This is a genomic window from Echinicola pacifica DSM 19836, assembly GCF_000373245.1.
Lineage (GTDB): Bacteria > Bacteroidota > Bacteroidia > Cytophagales > Cyclobacteriaceae > Echinicola > Echinicola pacifica.
This window is the reverse complement of record NZ_KB890758.1, coordinates 144,023-164,799: the sequence shown is the minus strand read 5'-3', so window position 1 is coordinate 164,799 and position 20,777 is coordinate 144,023. Positions and strand designations below refer to the sequence as shown.

The following is a 20,777-nucleotide window of genomic DNA, read 5'->3' as shown; positions in this document are numbered from 1 at the left end:
CTTTTCCAGGCCATTTGATCCGATACTACCCAGCAAAGTCAAATCAATGAAGGTATTCATCGGTTCCTGCGCTTTGGAAATTGCGATTAACAATAAACCTAACCATTAAGTACATGAAGATAGCACTACTGACAGGATTTTTGACCGCTTTGGGATTAGTCATAAGCTCCATTAAGGAAAAGGGGCAGCAGGCATTGGGGCTTGCTCCAGGTGGATTTGATGTCTCAAGCGGAATAAATAAAGGGAAAGTTGACAGCCTAAAGTATTATTCCTCCCTTCTCAACTCTGAGCGGAAAGCGCTGATTTATACACCTCCCGGATACTCTCCAGCTCATACTTATCCGGTACTATATCTTTTGCATGGCATCGGTGGAGATGAATATTCCTGGTTTATAGATGGTCAAGCCCATATGATCCTAGATAATCTGATTCATCAAGGGGAGGCGGAGCCAATGATTGTGATTTTTCCCAATGGTAGAGCTATGAAGGATGATCGGCCATTGGGCAATTTATTTTCCACAGAGAAGCTGGCTTCTTTTGAGCAGTTTGAGGAGGATCTTTTAGGCAGCCTCCTTCCGGCGGTAGAAGCCGCCTATTCTGTTTGCACTGATTCGGGCAGCAGAGCCTTGGCCGGTGCTTCCATGGGGGCTGGCCAGGTGCTGAATATAGGGATGGCTCATCCTGATGTATTTGCCTGGCTGGGGGCTTTTTCTCCCGCTCCCAATACCAAATCGCCGGAGGAGCTCGTCCACCTTGCGGCCAGACAGCAGCAGATGCAGGATTTGCTATGGATCAGCAGTGGTCTGGAGGATCGCCTCCTGCCGATAGCCGAGAGCAGGCATGAATACTTTGAAGAACTTGACCTAGCTCATGAATATCACCTATCCGAAGGAGGCCATAATTATGAGCTTTGGAAAAATGACCTTTATTGGTTCGCCAAGAAAATATTCAAACCTATCTAAAGCCGCTAAGTCCGCTCTCTGTTGAGGAGGGCAGACTTAGTATTGTTTAGGTCAATGATATTTATTTAGAACAAAGCAATTTTGCGATGGATAAAGTATTTTCCTGCCTGATGATGGATTGAGAACTGAGGTGAAGAAGGATTTTACGGAGCCAGGAAAGTGAAATTAGCAATACAGATCATACCCTAATAATCATAAGCCAAAAGATAATTCAATGAAAATGCGTATTCCTAGATTCGGTTTTAGTGCCTTAATACTGATTTATATCACTGGGGTTTACAGCCTGCTGGGCCAGGTCACTTTGCCACATCTATATAGTGATGGGATGCTGCTTCAGCGAGATCAGCCCATCCCTATTTGGGGTTGGGCGGCAGCTGGGGAGGAAGTGAATATTGATTTTGCAGGCCGGCAGTGGACTGCGATTAGTGGGGAAGAAGGCAAGTGGCAGATCAGTATTCCAGCTCAGGCAGCCGGAGGGCCTTTATCGATGGTTATTCATGGTGAAGGCCAGACGATCCATATGTCGGACATCTGGATTGGAGACCTGTGGGTATGCTCCGGCCAGTCGAATATGGAGCTGACCATGGCGAGGGTGGCGCCGATGTTTCCAGAGGAATTTGAGCGAGATCCTGTTCCGCAGATTCGGTATTTTGACGTTCCTGATGCCTATGATTTTGGTGAGGAGCAGGAAGATACCCAGGGCGGAAAGTGGGTGGAGGCAGGCCCGGATTATTTGAAGGATTTTTCGGCTGTGGCTTATTTCTTTGCGAAGCAGCTATACCAGCAGTATGGTATCCCCATCGGCTTGGTCAATGCCAGCGTAGGGGGCTCGCCGATCCAGTCATGGCTACGATCCGAGGAACTGAAGGCCTTTCCGAAGGATTATCAGGAAGCAATGAGATTTAAAGATTCTACGCTGATAGAGGCCATCCAGCGAGAGGAGGGACAAAAGAGACAAGCCTGGCATGAGGAATTGAATCATAAGGACAGTGGTCTTGCCTCGCCAGAAGCTGCCTTTTACACTCCTCAAACTTCCACTGAAGGCTGGCAGGAAATGGATTCGGTGGACCTCTTTCGGCCCAGCCAAGGCAAAGCTCCAAATGGCGTCTATTGGGTAAGGAAGGATCTAAACCTGACTTCAGTAGGGGATGAGGATGCCAAATTGCTTTTGGGAAGGCTCATCGACAGTGATGAGGCCTATGTCAACGGGCACTTGGTGGGCAGCACCTCTTATCAATATCCACCGCGACGCTATGAGGTGCCGGCGGCGGTGCTGAAGAAGGGGAAGAACAGCATTGTGCTGCGGATAGTGAGTGAGCAGGGGATTCCAGGTTTCGTAAAAGGGAAACCTTATGAGCTGATCGTGGGGGATGAGGTTTATGATTTGAGCACAGGATGGAGCTATCTTCAGACGGCTGAGATGCCTCCCATTCCAGGGCAGACTTTTATTCGCTGGAAACCTCTGGGCCTCTATCAGGCCATGATCAGCCCCCTGCAGCAGCTGCCGATCAAAGGGCTGATCTGGTACCAGGGAGAGTCGAATGCCGGCCAGCCTTCGAGCTATGCCCGACAGATGGAAGCCCTTATTTCGGGCTGGCGAGCAGCCTGGGGCCAGCCGGACTTACCATTTATCTATGCTCAATTGCCGAATTTCATGCAGGCGGTGGATCAGCCGAGTCAGTCGGGCTGGGCGGAGCTCAGGGAGGCCCAGCGGGAGGTGCTTCAGGTACCGGCGACGGGCATGGCAGTGACCATCGATGCTGGCGAGGCCAATGATATTCATCCACTGGACAAGGAGACGGTGGGGACGCGCCTGGCTATGCAGGCCATGAGGGTAGCATATGGCGAAAAAGGTGATCTGGGAAGTCCAGGCATCGCCTCTGCCATACTTCACCAGGGGCAGATTATCCTGGGTTTTGAGGACTGCTCAGGTTTACAGACGAGAAAGGCTGAGGCTGTTGGTGGTTTTGCCCTGGCGGGCGAAAATGGGGTCTATTATTGGGCCGAAGGCCGTATAGAAGGCCAGCAAATTATTCTCACTTCTCCCATCTCCTCACCAAAGATGGTCCGCTATGCCTGGGCTAACAATCCCGAAAAAGCCAATGTCTATGGAGCCAATGGACTGCCATTGGGACCCTTTGAAATCCAAATCACTCAGGAATGACCTAGCTGAAAATCAATCTATTGTGTATATTTATTTCTATCAGATAAATAATAATAGTAAAACTAATATCCATTTATCCATAATAACCCACATCGATGAAATTCAAGTTGATCTTAACCTTAGTCCTCATTGCAGGACTCAATGTATTTGCCATTGCCCAGCCTGGCAGCCATCAGGATACGGCCACCCTTAAGCCCCGACTGGTGATATTGACAGATGTCTCCACCTGGGAAACTGACGATAGCGAATCCCTGGTACGGCTTATGGTGCATGCCGACTTATATGAGATAGAGGGGCTGGTCTATACCACAGGCTGGAGCCTGGAGGAGACACGAGAGGATTTCTTCGACCTGATCCATGATGCGATCGATGCCTATGAAAAGGATCTTCCGAACTTGCTAAAACGCTCCGGTCAATCGGGCTTCCTGGAGGATGAAACGGTACAACCTATTGGGTATTGGCCGAGCCCGGCTTATCTGAGGTCACGGACCATGTTTGGTAGCAAAACCCGAGGAATGAAATTTGTCGGGGAGGGAAATAGCAGTCCTGGGAGTGACCTGATCATCGCTCAGGCAGATGAGGAAGATCCACGCCCCTTATGGATTACCGTGTGGGGAGGCGGCAATACCTTGGCCCAGGCCATCTGGGAAGTCCGGCAGGAGCGTAGTGATGCTGAGCTAAGGGACTTTCTGCATAAGATTCCCACCTATGCGATTACGGATCAGGACAGAGATTATAAGGAGGGAACACCCTTTGAAACCAGCGCCCAGCAGTGGTTGCGGAAGGAGTTTTCGGAGGACCTTATGTACTTATGGGATGAATGTGCCTGGAAATATCAAAATGGCACCGGTAAAAAATATTGGGAGGAATACGAAAAACATATTCAGCCTAAGGGACATCTGGGAAAGGTGTATCCTAAGTATAAATATGGGGTGGAAGGAGATACTCCTGCTTTCCTGTACCTCATGCCCAATGGCCTCAATGACCCGATGATCCCCGGTCAGGTAAGCTGGGGTGGGTATTTTGAATTTGGAACTGGCCCTGATAGGGTAAGCGAAGCCTATACCAATGCCAGTGGAAGGCCACACGAAATCTGCAATAAGTACGAAGCGTATTTTTATGAAGCTACCTTCAATAATTTTGTGGCGCGTATGGATTGGGCTGCAAATGGAACTGGAAATAGGAATCCAATCGCCATCGTAAATGGACATAAGGGCATAGATCTCATTGAGGAATCTGCAAAAAGCGGTGAAAGTCTGATTTTGGATGGCTCCGCTTCCTCGGATCCTGATGGGGATCAGCTGCACTATAAATGGTGGCAGCTTCCAGAAGCCGGTACTTATGCGGGGCAGGTAGAGATAGAAAACTCCACTTCTCCAAAAGCCAATATCCACCTGCCCAAAGCATCTCAGGGAAAGTCCATTCATATCATATGTGAGATCAGCGACGCTGGCAGCCCTAGTCTCAGCAGCTATAGAAGGCTGATCATCTCATCAGAATAAATACCTTTGCAGCGAGCTGCAATCTTAAAAAAACTAAAACAGGAAAATCTAGCAACTGATGTATCCTAATGGTAATAGTCAGTTTGAGCAGGCTAGCGAGAGGAAAAGTAATGCGAATAAAAAGGCTCTTTAGCTATAGGAGGCCATTTTGGCCTCTCTACTTCCAATTACTTCCTTAAGAATGCCTAGGATCCTAGAAACCATATTACCGAAGGGATAGCCCGTGGAATGCGGAGATCGCATGCGGGTGTTACTGAAAGTGGATAAAATAAACCGCCCGCCAAATTATCTGGCGGGCGGTGGCTGTTTTGGTTATTATGCTGCCTTTTGGAGATGCAAATGCACCTTGAATAGGTCTCTGGATCTTTAGTTTACTTCCTTTAGCATTTCACGGATGGCGGTCTCCAGCTGGGAGTCTGTCCCCTTGAGGAAGTCCTCATATGGCAGTGGGGCAATGATGTCGGGTTCCAGCTCCACATTTTCTGTAACGACCCCATCTGTTCCCATGGTGCCGATCATAGGGATACCAAAGATGATAGAAGGGTCGATTTGTCTTTCCCACCATACTGCGGTGCCGGTGCCGGCCACGGGCATACCGACGAGTTTGCCGATCCCATTTTGCTGGTAGATGAAGGGGAAGATAAATGCATCACTATAATTGCCTTCACTCATCAGCACGATGCTGGGCTTAGTCCATCTGGACATGGGCTCTCCGCCTTTGACTTTCTCTCCCTGGGGCGAAAATTCCATATAGGTTTTTCCACTTAAGAAGGTGTTTAGATCATCATGCAGCCAGCCGCCCCCATTGAATCGGGTATCCACCACGAGGGCTTCTTTATTCATATTCTTGCCTAATACGGTCTCATAGACATCCCGGAAGCTGCCATCATTCATGCCTTTCACATGGACATAGCCCAGTTTGCCATTACTGAGGGAGTCCACCATATGGTCCATCGTATTGACCCAGCGCTGGTACATCCATTGGTTTTGGGCACCCAGGCTTACAGGTTTTAGCGTCTGCTCAAAATCTCGGCTTCCAGAGCGCATGCTCAAGACGATATTTTTTCCAGCGATATTATTGAGGTACTTATTCCAATTGTCCTCAGCAGGAATCTCCACCCCATTGATAGCGGTAATGATATCCCCTTTCTTAATTTTTTTGTCGGCATTGTCCAGTGGTCCCGCAGGGATGACCTCACTGATTCTGATGCCATCGCCCTTATAGGTTTCATCATATAGCAGCCCCAGAGAGGCCGTTTGATCACTATTTGGAGAGCTATGATAGTAGCGTCCACCTGTATGTGAGGCATTCAGCTCACCTAGTATCTCGCTGAGTAGCTCCCTGAAATCGTAGTTATTATTGATATGGGGAAGGAATGCAGCATATTCATCGCGGTACATCTCCCAATCAATGCCATGAAGGGTGGGGTCATAGAATTTTTTCTGCACCTGGCGCCAAATATGGTGGAAGATATAGTCACGCTCGGCGGGGCCATCTAGCGCCATCTCTCCATCCATCCCAATGGAACTTACCTTGCCATCGCTGGTATTTACCTTGACGAGTTTGCCGTGGTTGCTCAGGTATAAGGTTTTATCATCATCACTGATGGCTATGCCGCTTGGGGAGCCTCCGAGTTTGGCGAGAATCTTCGTGGATCGCGTGCGCGGCTCGGTTTCCCAGAGGTCATAGCCTTTCTCGAATGCCGCAAGATAATACACCTTGCTGGCGTCTTTGGTGAGGACATAGTCACTGATGCTGGAGCTATTGATAGTAAGTTTAACCTTGCGATTATCGAGGTGTTTTAGATTCAGATCCAGAGGAGCCTTTTCCTCTTTTTCATCCTCTTTTTTCTTGTCCTTCTTCTTACTGTCTTCCTCTTCTTTCTCCTCCTTTTCTTTCTCTTGTTTTTCCAGGTCTTCCAGCAATTTGAAATCCTCCTCGCTCATCTGATAGCGGTCATATGCCTCCTGATCAAAGAACACTGCGAAAATATCATATTCCCGGCTACCTTGATTGGCTAGGGATTTTCTCCCATCCCGACTACTGAGGTAGGTCATCATTTTGCCTTCTAGTGCCCATTTAGCACCGTTTTCACCAAAGCCACTATTGATGGGGTAATTGATTTCTCCTGATCCATCGGCCTTGATCAAGGCTACATTTTGGGAGAACATATAGCCCTTTTCATCATCCACCAGCAGCCAATTGCTGTCGGGACTCCAGCGGAATCCCCAGTCCCCATCACTATAGCTGTGATTATGCCCTTTGGGCAATATGGTTACCGTCTTTTTGCTGTCTAAGGTTAGGACTTTGAGGGTATTCCTTTCCTCTACATAGGCGATTTTTTTGCCGTCAGGAGAGTATAGCGCTTGAAATTCCTCCGCAGGGCTGGCCACCAGTTCTTCGGTATTGATGATGGTGGAGGTATAAAAGTATTTTTCCTCCTTACGCTGGATGCTCGCTTTATAGATATTCCAGCTGCCATCTCGCTCGCCTGAATAGATCAGGGCATCTCCCTCCGGGGACCATTCTATCATTCGCTCTTGTTCAGGACTATTGGTGATATTCTTGGTGCGGGAGTCTTCCATTCCGGTGACGAAGACCTCACCACGATTTACAAAGGCGATTTCTTTCCCATTAGGACTCACTGCAAATTCACTTAGGTTGCTGATGTCCAGATGCTTGATAGCCTGGAAAGCGGCGTCATCCATGACTTGGATGGATACCTTCCTGGCCTGGCCATCTTTCCCTAATTTATATACTTCGCCTTTCCAGGTAAAAACCGCGGTATTGTCATCAGCTAGGCTGAGGTGGCGCACCGGGAAATCGGTGAAGCTGGTGAGCTGGACCTCTGTATTGCCTTCCAATGAAGCTTTATAGAGGTTTTGGGTGCCATCTTTTTCGTTTAGATAATAGACCTCCTTATCATCGGCTGCAAATACAGGCTCACGGTTCTCACCCTTGAAGGTGGAAAGCTGCTTATACTCTTCATTTTCTATCGTGTATATCCAGATATCACGGGTGACCGAGGAGGTATGGTGTTTCCTCCATGGGTCCTCATAGCCTTTTCGATCTTGAAATACCACTTGGGTTCCCGTGGAATTATAATGTGCCTCTTCCGCTCCAGCGGCGGTCAGCAGAATGGGGCGACCACCGCCAACAGGGACGGTGTATAATATCTGCCAATAGCCTTTGCCTGGAAAACGGACACTTTCGGCTGGAGCCTCTCTGCCGCTACCAAATAATACCTCAGCATCGTCCTGACTGAAGTCATAAGGGAAATCATCCGCTGAATGGAAGCTAAGCCTGCTGGGCATGCCGCCCTGCGCGGGCATGGTATATACATCAAAATTGCCGTATCGGTCACTCGCAAATGCGATGGTCTGGCCATCATGGCTCCATACCGGACGCATATCATAGTGGTCACCCGTGGTGATCGGGATGGCTGCGCCTCCCTCAGATGCCACGCGATAGAGATTGCCCATATATCCAAAGATGATGGTGCTGCCATCAGGAGAAACGGCCGGATAGCGAATCCATTTGGCAGACTCCTGAGCAATGGAAGAGAGCGAAAGTAAGAAAAGTACTAGTACAGAAAAGTGTTTTTTCATCGGATCTAAAGTTTTACTGTTTGGGAGCCTGAATTTACCTTCAAAAAAACAATTTTAATATTAATCAGCGGAATTTGAGTTCTTTTTATTACCCATTTTCATTTTTATGATTGATTCCTGAGTAAATGTCGGTTTTCCGTTATTGAAAATGTTGCTTATTTTTTCAGCATGAGAATTTCCCTAACTGAGCCCATCCTTTCTCGGCAAATCAAACAAATGAGAGGGTAATAGGGAAGATAAGAAAAGAATAATGGGTTTTTTAAGTTATTATTATTTGTTAAAAGAAAGGTTTTATAACTATTAATGACTGATAAACTCATAATTTGTAGATAAAAAGTTTCGTATAGTTTTGAATTATTATTAAATAATTGTTTAATTGTGATCTCGGTTGTAGGTATTCCTGGCTGAGGAAGTTCTGGTTTGCTGTTATAACTTCCACCTCGCCGGCCAAAGTAACCTTTAGACCAATCACTAAAGAATTGGCCCTAAAGATTCAGGAAATCTCTCAGGGCATAGGAGGCAATTTGAATAGAGCTCGCTCCTGAATCCTAATGAAAAACAAAGTCTGACCATGGGCATAATGAACAAGCATAAGAATCAGTTAGAAAAAGACTGGTGTCCCGAGCCAAGCACCGACCTTGGGAAGGTGGAAGACTTGAGCCTGTGGAGGTCATTTAAGGAAGGCAATGAATCTGCATTTATATATATCTATAAGCAGTACTTCGAGGTTTTATTTCAGTTTGGCTCTATGTTTAGCCCAAACGAAAACCTGGTTAAAGATGCTGTTCAGGAGCTGTTTATCGATTTGAGGAAATCCCGAGCAAGGTTAAGTGATACCAATAATATCAAATTTTATTTATTCAAATCCCTAAAGCGAAGGATTATCAAGGAGAATAAAGCCTGGTATTCCAAGTTGGTAGAACTAAAGGATGATTATTCCTTTACCGTCTCTTACTCTCATGAGCAGCTAATGATAGACCGTCAGCTGAACACCGAGCAGGTGGAAAAGCTAAATAAGGCTATCAGTCAGCTGAGCGCCCGCAAGCGTGAGGTAATCTATTATTTTTATTATGAGGAATTATCCTATGAAGAAATCAAGCAGATCATGGGGCTTTCCAATATTAAATCTGCACGAAACTTACTTTATAAAGCCTTGGCTTTCCTCAAAGAAGTGATCCAATAAGCTTGCTCTCTATAATCTACAAATCGTCCTCCCCAATTTCCCTGTTATTGCTATTACTAGGAACTGGTGGGTCTTCCTTATAAGTACTTTTCGTATCGTATATACTGCTTGGTATGCCGAGTTTTTTTTGAGCCCTAGCTCAGCGGCCCCACTAAAAATAAACATAAAGCCTCCCTATCTGCGAAGATGAAGAGGCCAGATGCATAGATGCTGATTTGCTGAAAATAGACTTCGAAATCTTTACCAGTTTAAAGCCCTATATCAGCATCAGGGCCTTTATAATCTCAAATGTACACCGGTGCTCTTTCTATATTTTGCCTTTTCCATTTTTGAGCAGGGGAAGGGGGGATTGGGGAAGGGGAAAAAATATGAAAATTCTTAAAAAATATAGGTGTCATTTAAAAGATTTTGGTCTTAGTCCTATAGAAGAGCGAATAGTAAATAAATGAATCGAATATCAGAATTTTTAACTAACCCGGAGTTTGTAAGGTGGGTAAAGAATCCAGATCAGGATCTGGAGGTTTACTGGAGCAGCTGGTTGAAAGCCAACCCGTCCAAATTAGAGGACCTTAAACTGGCGCGGGAAATAGTTTTGGGCATAAAAGTGGCGAAAAAGTCCCCCCGGCCAGAAATGATGGAAGAGGTGCTGAGCACTATTCTTAAGGAGGATCATCAGGGCAAACCCAATACTAATCCGGACAAAAATAAGGGTTCTGAGATGGCAGGAGCATGGTTTTCCCAGATTTACAGAGTGGCAGCGATTATCGTGCTTACCTTATTTATTGCATTATTATACGCGTTGGTTTCCTTTGAGAAGGGCCCTTCGGAGGAGATCTATTATGCTTCTTTAAGCAAGAGCACCCATCCCGGTGAGCGTCTGAATTTCCGATTGCCGGACGGGACGATGGTATGGCTGAATGGAGCAAGCGAATTATACTTTCCTGAGCAGTTTCATGGTGAAGAGCGTAGGGTAGAGCTGAAGGGTGAAGGGTTTTTTGAAGTGGCTCATGATGCCCGGAAGCCTTTTCGAGTGGTCTCTTCATCGCTGGTGACCACAGCCTTGGGCACCTCCTTCAATATCCGGAATTATGAGCAAGAGCCCGTCAGCGTGGCTTTGGTGACTGGCAAAGTGGAGGTCGAAAACCTACAGACCAAGTCCAGGGATAAATTAATTCCCGGGGAGCAATTGGCATTTACGGCAGAGGATCAAAGCAGTCTGATCAGCGAATTTGACGCTAAGAATACCTATGGCTGGAAAGAAGGGCAGTTGATATTTGTGAATGAGGACTTTGGTCAGGTGCTGGAGAAAATAGAGCAATGGTATGGAGTGGAGATAGAGGTGGTCGGAAGACCGAATCGGGATTGGAATATCACGATATCCTTTGAGAATGCCAGTCTCGAAAGGGTGCTGGATCGCATAGCATATATTGAAAAATTTGAGTTTGAAACCAAAGGAAAAAAAGTAATACTAAAATTCTAAACCCATGAAAATGAATAACCATAATACTTCCTAGAAAAAAGACCTACCAAATAAATTTGGCAGGTCACAAAGTGATTTTTATCAAAGTGCCGCATTGGGGAATGGGAAGCACTTGGTAAAGATCACCCTCATTAAATTACTAAAATCTAACACCATAAAATTATGAAATTAAAACTACAAAAGACAATATATATGTTGTCCAGGTACTTTATTTATGGGTTTGTGATCCAAATGGTGCTCATCAATCTGGTAATTGCCTCCGAGGTAAACGCCCAGTTTAAGCGCATCGATGAAGTCAAAATAACCCTTGCGGGCAGTGACATTTCTTTCCAGGATTTTCTGAATCAGGTGGAAGAAAACAGCCCATTTCAGTTTGCGTATGACAGCAATGATATTGACGGCAGTCAGAAACTTCATTTTTCCAAAAGGTCGGATACAGTAGAAGGCCTGCTAAATCAGGCGGCGAGGCAAGTTTCGGTTTCCTTTCGTCAGGTCAATCATGATATTGATATCAAGAAAGTGAAGACAAAGACGGTACCAGCCCAGGTAAGCGAGGAGGTGAAGGTAACTGGTCAGGTGAAAAATCCGCAGGGAGAGCCTATTCCCGGTGCGACGGTATTGGTGAAAGGTACGACGGTGGGAACCGCCGCAGACCTGGATGGGCGATTTTCTCTGGATGCTCCTGAGGGGAGTACCCTTGTAATTTCCTTCGTAGGCTTCATCTCGCAGGAGGTGCTGGTCGGTAATCAGGGTGTTTTGGAGATAGTCCTGGAGGAGGACGAAAAGCAGCTGGATGAAGTGGTGGTAGTAGGGTATGGAACCCAAAAGAAGGTGGATTTGACAGGTTCTGTAGGGGCAATAGATGGCAAGGATATCGCGGCGAGGAAGACCGTGCAAGTTTCTCAGGCCCTGCAGGGGGCAGTCTCTGGGGTGACCGTCACGCGAAGCAATAATGCTCCGGGAAGCACCGCTGATATCAAGATCCGAGGCATCACCACCATCGGTGATAATAGCCCGCTGATCATCGTGGATGGAGTGCCCATTGATAATATAAATGACGTAAACCCGAATGATATCGAAAATATTTCGGTGCTCAAGGATGCCGCATCAGCCTCCATATATGGTTCACGTGCCGCAGCAGGTGTGATCTTGATCACCACCAAAAGGGCCGAACAAGGCTCTTTCAGCATGAGCTATGACTTCAACTATGGTCTGGAAAAACCCACGGCTCTCCCCGAGTACGTCGGTGTGAAGCGCTATATGGAAATGACCAATGAGCTGAGATGGAATGACAATGGTAATGACAATGAGTACTCGGTATATCCCAAGGAGGTGATCGATAACTATGATCAGCTCCATCGCGAAAATCCGAATATGTACCCAAATACCAACTGGGTGGGATTGATCATGAAGGACAATGCGCCTAGACAAAGCCACTCATTAACGATCAGAGGAGGCTCAAAATTTATCCAAACCAATGCATCCTTTGGATATGACAAGATCGGTGCTTTATATGAAGGACGTGAGTATGATAGGGTCACGGCGAGGATAAATAATAATATCCAAATCAGTGAAAAGCTGACTGCCAAAGTGGATCTAAATTATAAAATGTCTAACTCTACTCAGCCGACGGTGGATCCTATGTATGTCATGCTGATATCTGCGCCAGTCTATGCGGCTACCTGGGAGGACGGCAGGATTGCCAGTGGAAAGTCCGGTACCAATATCTATGGACAGATGAAGTATGGGGGATTTGATGATGACAAGTTTACCGCACTGGGTGGCCGGATGTCCCTGGATTATAAGCCCCTGGATGGCCTTACGCTTTCGGGGGTGTTCTCACCAAATTTAAGGTATGATAAGGGGAAGTTTTTCCGCAAACAAGTTCCTTATTACTCCGCCGATGATCCACAGCTGTTTGAAGGCTATGTGGAAGGCACCGAAACCACCTACTTGCAGGAATCCAGAAATGAGGGTGAAAGATATACCAGCCAGCTGATTGCCAATTATAATAGGGAATTTGAAGGGCATGCTTTTGATTTTTTGGGTGGGTTTGAGAATTATTATAGCACAGACGAATACCTGACGGCCTCCCGGGATCAGTACCAATTGACCTCTTTTCCCTACCTGGACCAAGGTCCGCTAGAATACAGAAATAATACGGGAGGAGCTTCAGAAAGTGCTTACCGCTCGTTTTTTGGGCGGGTGATGTATAATTACCGTCGGAAGTATTTCTTTCAGGCCAATCTGAGAAGGGATGGTTCCTCCAGGTTTTATAGCGATTACCGATGGGGATCTTTCCCTTCAATATCGACAGGCTGGGTAATCTCCAATGAGCCTTTCCTGCAAAATAATTCTACCCTTTCTCTGCTGAAATTAAGGGCATCCTATGGGAAACTGGGCAATGAGCGGATCGGGAATTATCCCTATCAGGCGAGTATAGGTTTTGGCAATGCCCTTTTCTTGCGGGGCAATGACGTGGTGTCAGAGACCACCGCTGCGCAATCGGCCTATGCCATCCGCGATATCACCTGGGAAACCACCGAATCCTATGACCTAGGAGTGGACATCAACTTCCTGGAAGATAAACTTCAGATTACTGCCGATTATTTCTATAAGAAAACTAAGGACATGCTCCTGGCCTTGGAGATTCCGGATTATCTGGGATATGAAAATCCTGACCAGAATGCCGGCTCCATGAATAGTAAGGGCTGGGAGTTTCAAGCCGCCTGGCGAGATCAGGTAGGAGAATTCCAATATGGCCTGTCCTTCAATGTGTCCGATGTAAAATCCACCATGGGGGACCTGAAAGGAACCCAGTTTCTAGGAAGTCAGATCACTAAGGAAGGCAGTGAGTTCAACGAATGGTATGGCTATGTGTCCGACGGTTTATTTCAGACTCAGGAAGAGGTGGACAATAGTGCCACAATAAATTCCAATGTAAAACCCGGAGATATAAAATATGTGGACATCAGTGGGCCAAATGGCGTGCCGGACGGCTTGATTTCTCCGGAATACGACCGGCAGCTGCTTGGTGGTTCCTTGCCACGATTTACCTATGGTGGAACCCTTTCGGCGAGCTATAAACAATTTTCTCTAAATATGGCCTTCCAGGGAGTGGGGAAACAAAATTCCCTTATCGATCCTATCATGGTGAGATCACTGACCAATAACTGGGGGAATATCCCTGCCATCCTAGATGGGAATTATTGGAGCCAATATAATAGTGCAGAGCAAAATGAAGCGGTGGACTATCCTAGACTTACTCGGGTAAATGAGAATGCCAACCTGTCGATGTCGGATTATTGGCTGTTTGATGGCGCATATTTCCGCATCAAAAATATCACGCTGCGCTATGCCCTTCCAGATCCGCTAGTCACCAAAATAGGCTTAGCAGGACTGAGCACTTATGTCAGTGCTTCAGATTTCTGGACTGTCAGCAAGTACCCGAGCGGCTGGGATCCGGAGGTGGCCGCGACCGGCTACCCCATCACCACGCAGCTTCTTTTTGGACTTAATGTACAATTTTAATTTATGGCTATGAAAAATAGTATTTATATCATTTTAATAGGATGTATTATAGCGATATCCGCTTGTAATGACCTTGACTTGGCACCATTATCGGAGGGATCCACAGAAAACTGGTATAGTAATGAAGTGGAAATCAATATGTCCATCAATGACCTGTACAAGCCAGTATTTTGGGGAAATGATCAGGTGGACTGGACTGATGACTGGACTTATAGGGAAACCTTGACCGCCATCACCTCGGCCACCATCAATGGGGAATGGGGCACAGTGGAGGGCTTATGGTCCAATGCGTATAAGGGCATCTCCCGCGCAAATACCATTATCCACAATCTGGAAATCTCGTCTATAAATCTCCCTGAGGAGAAGATGAACCAATATATTGCAGAAGCCAGATTTGCCAGAGCCTACCAGTATTCTAAACTGGTATCCCACTTTGGGGATGTGGTCTTTTACCAGGATGTCTTGGAGCTGGAGGAGGCATATTCCCTGGGACGGACCAATAAGGATATCGTGATGGAAGCCGTTTATGAGGATTTTGATTTTGCGATAGCACATCTTCCTGTTACCTATTCGAATGATGAGATAAAAAGAGGTACCAAAGGTGCGGCATTGGCCTTCAAGGCGCGTGCGGCCTTATATAATGAGGACTGGGAAATAGCCCGTGAGGCCGCTCTGGCATGTATTAATCTGGGAGAATATCAATTATTCCCTAATTATGGCGATTTGTTTTTGCCTGAGAATCGCTCTGCCTCTGAGTTGATATTTTCGATCCCAAGGTCAACGGCCTTGAACTACGACCTAAGCGTACGCGGGTATCTGCCTAGAAATAATGGAGGATATGCGGCCTATGATCCATCCTGGGACCTTCTGGCTTCCTATCTATGCACCGATGGATTGCCGGTGGATGAGTCAGCGGTATTTGATCCCCATGAGCCCTTCCAAAATCGCGACCCTCGCTGCGGCTATACCATAGTACCTTTCCAAACTGAATTTTTGGGCATCATGTACCAGCCACATCCGGACTCCACCAGGGTCTATAACTTCAATACTGGAGCCTATCAGGCGAATAATGATACCAAGGGAAATCAGCTCTACGCCTCCTTCAACGGCTTAGTATGGAAGAAAGGTATTGATCAGACTTGGGTGGATGATTTTAGTGCGGAGAATAGTGCAATTATCATTCGATATGCCGATGTGCTATTGATGTATGCTGAGGCGTCTATAGAGCTGAATCAAATTGACCAAACGGTGCTGGACGCGATGAATCAGGTGAGAGCCAGGGCCTATGGCAGTGCTGTGGACGAGGCCAGCAGCTATCCAGAGATCAGCAGCCAGTCGCAGGAGGAGCTGAGGAGCATCCTGAGAATGGAGCGGAGGATGGAGTTTGCTTTTGAGGGCCTGCGATATATGGATCTCATCCGATGGCGAGTGGCTGAGGATGCCTTAAATCAACCCGATTATGGCCTGCTGGATCTGGCAGAGCTGAAGACTAAGGTGGTGGACAAGGGGCTGTGGTTCTTCCCCTCTGTGCCTGAAATCGATGAAAATGGTATTCCCGATTTCTCCGCTATGGCAGACCAGGGCCTCATCAAGCAATTATCTAATAGACAGTTTGATGCCTCTAAGCAGTACCTATGGCCGATCCCCACCAAGGAAATACTGATCAATAGCAATTTGACCCAAAATCAGGGCTATTAATGAATGGTAAAGAGGGTTTTCTGGTCAGCGTCAGGTAAAATTGGCCGCTGGCCAGCATCTCTACACAGACATGATAAAGCGATCTACCCCCATCTATGCACTAATACTGACCTTATGGATGACGGCTTTTAGCGTGAAGCATAAGTCAGAAGGGACTTCTACGGCGGTATTTGACCATACTTTTTATGAAGGATATACGACATCCGTCAATTTGATGGTCTCTGACCAGGGCATTCCCCAGTATTATTGGGCGGAATTTCATATGCCCATTTGCCTGGAGAACTTATGTAACCCAATGGACCTGGAGGTACGCTGGGATCTGTTGGGGAATTTTATGGATTATGTGGAATATGAAGATGCTCCCCTGACGAAGTTTGACCATGTCCCCCTGGATGCGGCGGATCATCAAAAGCTAAAGGGGATCATAGGAAATACGGAGTCCATCTTGCAGGATTATGCCATGACCGATTTGATAGATACGAGTCGCATGGTCTATTCCAAGGAGGTGGATGGGATGACGGGAGCCACCAGCAAGACCTTCGAGACGGAGGTGGTCAGCGGGGCGGTGTACACCTGCTATGCCCTGTGGAATGTCGTAAATGGCGGGGTGAAGCAAGCCATGCTACATTATACCGCCGGGATTATGGACGAATCGCTCCGATTGGCGATGTTAAAATCAGGAAATGAGTTTTATATACGGCATATTTTGGCTGAACAGGAAACTCACACAGCATCGGTAGATTGGCAGCTATTCTCCCTCATTTTTGGCGAGAATGATTACCTGGCCATCCAAGCCATGCAAGCGCTAGGAGTGGAGTTTTGGAGTCAGGAAGCTGCGGTGGCAAAAGTCGTGGAGGAATTTGATTCCCTGAAGACTCCGCTGAGAAATGCCTTTTATGCAAAGATGCTAACGGTGCCGCTCAGCACCGCCTCCCTTGAAGAAATTAGCGCCCTTTTGGAGGGGAATGGGAGTCAGGACCGGAAAGAAATATATGCGATACTCAGTCAGCATAAAAAGGGGATGAGCGCTGCGCTCAAAGAGCGGCTGAAGACTTATTTGAGTCGTAGGCAGCAGGAGTGGCAGTTTGATGATTATAAAATAATGGAAGAATTGGAGATAAATCTTTGATAAGTAATGAAGAAAAAAGACAATAAACGTAGGGATTTCCTTAAGACATTGGGGATGAGTTCTGGTGCATTTTTATTTAGCCCTGAAGGAAGTTATATCACAGGAGACCACTGGCAGCAGCGTCAAGCTGCTCCTGAGAAGATGGATATTTATAAAAGGGCCACACTCGAGGTGGACCTGGTGGTGGTAGGAGCGGGGATGGCAGGAATCTGTGCAGCCATCGCAGGAGCCAGAAATGGCGCAAAGGTGGTGCTTATCCATGACCGTTCTCGATTGGGAGGAAATGCCAGTAGTGAGATAAGGATGCACGTATCCGGTGCCAGTGTGCTGGAATCAGGCTGGCGCGAGACTGGTATATTAGAAGAACTAATGTTGGATGATGCGGTGACCAATCCCCAAACGGCCTATCCACTTTGGGATTTCACACTTTATAATAAGGTGATTTCGGAGCCCAATATCACCTTACTTCTGGACACCATGCTATTTGACGCGGAAGCGGAGGATAAGATCATTAGCCAAGTGACCACCTTCAGCTCCCAAACGGAGGAAATACTCACTATCCGTGGGAGACAGTTTGCCGACTGCACCGGAGATGGTACCCTCGGCGCTTTGGTAGGCGCAGAGTATATGCGTGGAAGAGAGGCCAAATCCACCTATAATGAATCCCTCGGACAAGAGGTGGCAGATAAGGTGGGGATGGGCAATAGCCTATTGTTTATGGCAGACCAATTTGATGAGCCTATGCCTTATACCCCTCCTTCCTGGGCGCGAAAATACACCTTTAAGGATTTCGAGTACCGATATATCCATTCCCTGGAATATGGCTATTGGTGGCTCGAGCTAGCTGGTGAATATGATATCATTAATGATGGCCGGGAGCTAAGGCATGAATTATTAGCGGTGCTATTTGGCGTATGGGATTATATAAAGAACTCTGGTAATTATCCTGAATCAGCCAACTGGGCATTGACCTGGGTGGGAATGGTGCCTGGAAAGCGCGAAAGCCGCCGACTGCTGGGAGATTATGTCATGACTCAAAATGATATTCAGAGCTCCAAGAAATTTGACGATAGGGTAGCCTATGGAGGTTGGCCGCTGGATGATCACCCCGCTGAGGGCATGGATGATACCTCCATCAAGCCTAATCGGGCGGTACATATTAAGGCACCTTATAATATCCCTTTGAGAACCCTGTACAGTAAAAATATTCACAACCTCTGGATGGCTGGCAGGAATATAAGTGTGTCTCATGTGGCCCTATCTTCCACCCGGGTGATGGCCACCTGTGCAGCCTTGGGGCAGGCGATAGGTACTGCCATGGCCTTTGCCTTGCAGCATAAGCTCAGTGCTCAAGCTATGACTAAAGGAACCCATATTCAGGACTTACAGCAGCTATTGCTGAGACAGGATCAGGCCCTGCTGCAGGTGAATAATACTGATAATAAAGATTATGCTAGGCAGGCCAAGGTCATGGTCTCCCATGAGACCAGTGCTGGACCAGGTGCCAATCTAATCGATGGGGTAAATAGGGACGTACAAGATGGTAATTCTCATCAGTGGCAGGCTGAAATGTCGAAGGGCCAGCCCTGGCTGGAGCTCGCATGGACCAGTCCCGTGCAGCTCAGCAAGATGGAACTTACCTTTGATACCGGCTTGCAGCGATACCTCCGGATATCGGGTCAGAAGGTGGTCATGGAAGGACAAGTAAGAGGACCGCAGCCAGAAACGGTCTCAGACTATAAGGTGGAAGGCTACCTGGCAGGGACCAAGCTGTTTACCAAGCTATATGGAGGGAATTATTATAGAAAAGTTACCAATGAATTTCCTTCCGAGATCGTGGACAAAATAAAAGTAACCATTCTAAAAACCCATGGTGACCCCTTAGCGAGAGTCTTTGAAGTTCGCTGTTATAGCTAATAACTTGTACAGATATTAACATCTAAAAATGGCAAGGAAAAGGAAGCTCACTTCCCCCACCTTGCCATTTTGATTTTTTAGCAAGAACTAATAGGGACAAGTGGTGGCGGAAGTGCCCAAAATGGAGGCTTTGAACGAATGAGGAGATAGATGCTGGGATATTTAACTAAGTGAGAAAATAGGCATTGCAAAAAAAATAGTGATGATATAGGTTACGTTGCCTGAGGCATAATCATTAATGGTAGTTCAAAAACAATGTACAACCATTAATTATTTATGATCATGAAAACAAACTTCACTCCTTGGTCAATCTCCATAAAAGGGCCCTTGATCACTGCATTTGGCATTCTTTTAGGGATAGTAGCAGCTTTCCCCGTTCAGGCTCAGGAAATCCCTATTGCAAACGCTCCTAAGAAGGAAAATGTCTTCAGGAAAGGCTATATCCGAGTAGGAATCAGTCAATTTCCAGAAAATGAAATGAATTTTTCCCAATCACCTATCCAAAACCTCGAAAATGGACAATTCGGTGCAAGCACCGGATACGTGTTTGAGCTGGGACGCAATTACTATTTTAACAAAAAGAGCTCGGGAATCATTAAATATGGTTTGGACTGGACCATAATTTCGGCAAATTACGCTGAACTCGACTGGACCGCCTATGCCGCACATAGGCAGCAAATCCCCATCAGCAAAGAGGCTTTTCATTATTTCAGCATTTCCTCTAAGTTGGGGCCGGTAATTTCCATAAAAGCCGTGGAAGCCTTGGTTATTGACCTTAGAGCTCAGGTAGGAATAGGCATGCATGCGATGCTCGTGGACTATTATGAAGGGGATACCGATTATATTACGATGGTGGGTGGTGATAATCCTCTGGATTCGGCCTCCGAACCGTCAATATATCCTAGTTTTGGTGTCACCCTGCGGAGAAAGGCGATTGGCTTAGCGGTGGACTATTTTAAGCAAACGGTCAGCATGAAGTATGAAACCGAGAGTATAGAATACGGAAACGTAGATATCCCCATTGCCACCACTCAGGTGAAACTGGTATTCTCCTTTAAATGAAACTGCTATTCCCTGATCGAGTCCATGCTGACTATCGCCAAAAAGCGAATTTTCGGTATTGGGAAAACGGAGTACGCCAAAAGGAAGCTTGGTTTAATGGTGAAAGTATCTGGGATATTTCAGCGGAAAACACCGACCCCTATTTTATGCTAGGTAGGTAAAAATAGCATAAAGAGTAAAGTGGAATGAGTGAAGTGAGCGGATGCCGTTGCCAGAATTCATGAGAAAAGCCTGATGGGGCAGAAGGATGATTATTATCCATCTGGGATGAGTTTTAATATTAGCCGGAGAATAATTCCCACCGCTTAGCGCTATAAAAACAATAATTAGGAAGTTCTGGGTGATCTGAATCTTAATTTACAGGACTACGGAGGAAGGTATTAAGATGTAATCAATGCAAAAGCCCGCATATTGCCAGGCTTTTTGCTTTTATATTAGGAACTTTATTATTTTTCTAATAAAATAGGAAATGGTTTTTGCTATTAGCTTACTATTGATTGTTGTCGGGACTCTTTTATTTAGGAATCAAAAGAGGAGTCA

At 46.5% G+C, this 20,777-nt stretch carries 12 protein-coding genes; 11 read left to right on the top strand and 1 reads right to left on the bottom strand.

The genetic code is table 11. The features are described 5' to 3' along the window. Positions 1-113: 113 nt before the first annotated feature. The 3 genes from B050_RS0120340 to B050_RS0120330 all read left to right on the top strand — a co-directional run bounded on the left by B050_RS0120340 (position 114) and on the right by B050_RS0120330 (position 4,628). Positions 114-962, top strand: a complete 849-nt coding sequence (locus B050_RS0120340) for an alpha/beta hydrolase (RefSeq protein ID WP_018475803.1) — start codon at positions 114-116, stop codon at positions 960-962. Between the two features lie 214 nt (positions 963-1,176). Then, the gene (locus tag B050_RS0120335) at positions 1,177-3,126 is read left to right on the top strand and encodes a sialate O-acetylesterase (RefSeq protein WP_018475802.1); all 1,950 of its coding nucleotides are present in this window, start codon (positions 1,177-1,179) and stop codon (positions 3,124-3,126) included. A gap of 95 nt (positions 3,127-3,221) precedes the next feature. Continuing rightward, positions 3,222-4,628, top strand: a complete 1,407-nt coding sequence (locus B050_RS0120330) for a DUF1593 domain-containing protein (RefSeq protein WP_018475801.1) — start codon at positions 3,222-3,224, stop codon at positions 4,626-4,628. A 366-nt stretch (positions 4,629-4,994) separates the two neighbouring features. Here B050_RS0120330 and B050_RS0120315 read toward each other — a convergent pair whose 3' ends face one another. Then, positions 4,995-8,237 (bottom strand): S41 family peptidase, encoded by a 3,243-nt coding sequence (locus B050_RS0120315; RefSeq protein WP_018475798.1) that lies wholly within the window; start codon positions 8,235-8,237, stop codon positions 4,995-4,997. A gap of 580 nt (positions 8,238-8,817) precedes the next feature. On the opposite strand from B050_RS0120315, the gene B050_RS0120310 reads away from it, so the two are divergent. The 8 genes from B050_RS0120310 (at position 8,818) to B050_RS23520 (ending at position 20,398) form a co-directional block, all read left to right on the top strand. Next, the gene (locus tag B050_RS0120310) at positions 8,818-9,420 is read left to right on the top strand and encodes an RNA polymerase sigma factor (RefSeq protein WP_229802476.1); all 603 of its coding nucleotides are present in this window, start codon (positions 8,818-8,820) and stop codon (positions 9,418-9,420) included. A gap of 445 nt (positions 9,421-9,865) precedes the next feature. Further along, on the top strand, positions 9,866-10,900 hold the full coding sequence (locus tag B050_RS23005) for a FecR family protein (RefSeq protein WP_018475796.1): 1,035 nt from the start codon (positions 9,866-9,868) through the stop codon (positions 10,898-10,900). A gap of 162 nt (positions 10,901-11,062) precedes the next feature. Continuing rightward, entirely contained in the window at positions 11,063-14,431 is a 3,369-nt protein-coding gene (locus B050_RS0120300; RefSeq protein ID WP_157492922.1) for a SusC/RagA family TonB-linked outer membrane protein, read from the top strand. A gap of 9 nt (positions 14,432-14,440) precedes the next feature. Then, the gene (locus B050_RS0120295) at positions 14,441-16,129 is read left to right on the top strand and encodes a RagB/SusD family nutrient uptake outer membrane protein (RefSeq protein ID WP_026236049.1); all 1,689 of its coding nucleotides are present in this window, start codon (positions 14,441-14,443) and stop codon (positions 16,127-16,129) included. A gap of 70 nt (positions 16,130-16,199) precedes the next feature. Beyond that, positions 16,200-17,258 (top strand): hypothetical protein, encoded by a 1,059-nt coding sequence (locus B050_RS0120290; protein ID WP_018475793.1) that lies wholly within the window; start codon positions 16,200-16,202, stop codon positions 17,256-17,258. A 6-nt stretch (positions 17,259-17,264) separates the two neighbouring features. After that, the gene (locus B050_RS0120285) at positions 17,265-19,175 is read left to right on the top strand and encodes an FAD-dependent oxidoreductase (RefSeq protein WP_083923312.1); all 1,911 of its coding nucleotides are present in this window, start codon (positions 17,265-17,267) and stop codon (positions 19,173-19,175) included. A 282-nt stretch (positions 19,176-19,457) separates the two neighbouring features. Further along, positions 19,458-20,237, top strand: coding sequence for a hypothetical protein (locus tag B050_RS0120280; protein WP_026236047.1), 780 nt, complete (start codon positions 19,458-19,460; stop codon positions 20,235-20,237). Further along, entirely contained in the window at positions 20,234-20,398 is a 165-nt protein-coding gene (locus tag B050_RS23520) for a hypothetical protein (protein ID WP_018475790.1), read from the top strand. The genes B050_RS0120280 and B050_RS23520 overlap by 4 nt, the downstream gene beginning before the upstream one ends. Positions 20,399-20,777 lie beyond the last annotated feature (379 nt).

What these genes read in the sequence shown, in the direction of transcription:
- B050_RS0120330 (WP_018475801.1), top strand. Translation starts at nt 3,222, where the DNA reads ATGAAATTCAAGTTGATCTTAACCTTAGTCCTCATTGCAGGACTCAAT.
- B050_RS0120340 (WP_018475803.1), top strand. Translation starts at nt 114, where the DNA reads ATGAAGATAGCACTACTGACAGGATTTTTGACCGCTTTGGGATTAGTC.
- B050_RS23005 (WP_018475796.1), top strand. Translation starts at nt 9,866, where the DNA reads ATGAATCGAATATCAGAATTTTTAACTAACCCGGAGTTTGTAAGGTGG.
- B050_RS0120280 (WP_026236047.1), top strand. Translation starts at nt 19,458, where the DNA reads ATGAAAACAAACTTCACTCCTTGGTCAATCTCCATAAAAGGGCCCTTG.
- B050_RS0120295 (WP_026236049.1), top strand. Translation starts at nt 14,441, where the DNA reads ATGAAAAATAGTATTTATATCATTTTAATAGGATGTATTATAGCGATA.
- B050_RS0120310 (WP_229802476.1), top strand. Translation starts at nt 8,818, where the DNA reads ATGAACAAGCATAAGAATCAGTTAGAAAAAGACTGGTGTCCCGAGCCA.
- B050_RS0120300 (WP_157492922.1), top strand. Translation starts at nt 11,063, where the DNA reads ATGAAATTAAAACTACAAAAGACAATATATATGTTGTCCAGGTACTTT.
- B050_RS0120290 (WP_018475793.1), top strand. Translation starts at nt 16,200, where the DNA reads ATGATAAAGCGATCTACCCCCATCTATGCACTAATACTGACCTTATGG.
- B050_RS23520 (WP_018475790.1), top strand. Translation starts at nt 20,234, where the DNA reads ATGAAACTGCTATTCCCTGATCGAGTCCATGCTGACTATCGCCAAAAA.
- B050_RS0120285 (WP_083923312.1), top strand. Translation starts at nt 17,265, where the DNA reads ATGAAGAAAAAAGACAATAAACGTAGGGATTTCCTTAAGACATTGGGG.
- B050_RS0120335 (WP_018475802.1), top strand. Translation starts at nt 1,177, where the DNA reads ATGAAAATGCGTATTCCTAGATTCGGTTTTAGTGCCTTAATACTGATT.
- B050_RS0120315 (WP_018475798.1), bottom strand. Translation starts at nt 8,237, where the DNA reads ATGAAAAAACACTTTTCTGTACTAGTACTTTTCTTACTTTCGCTCTCT.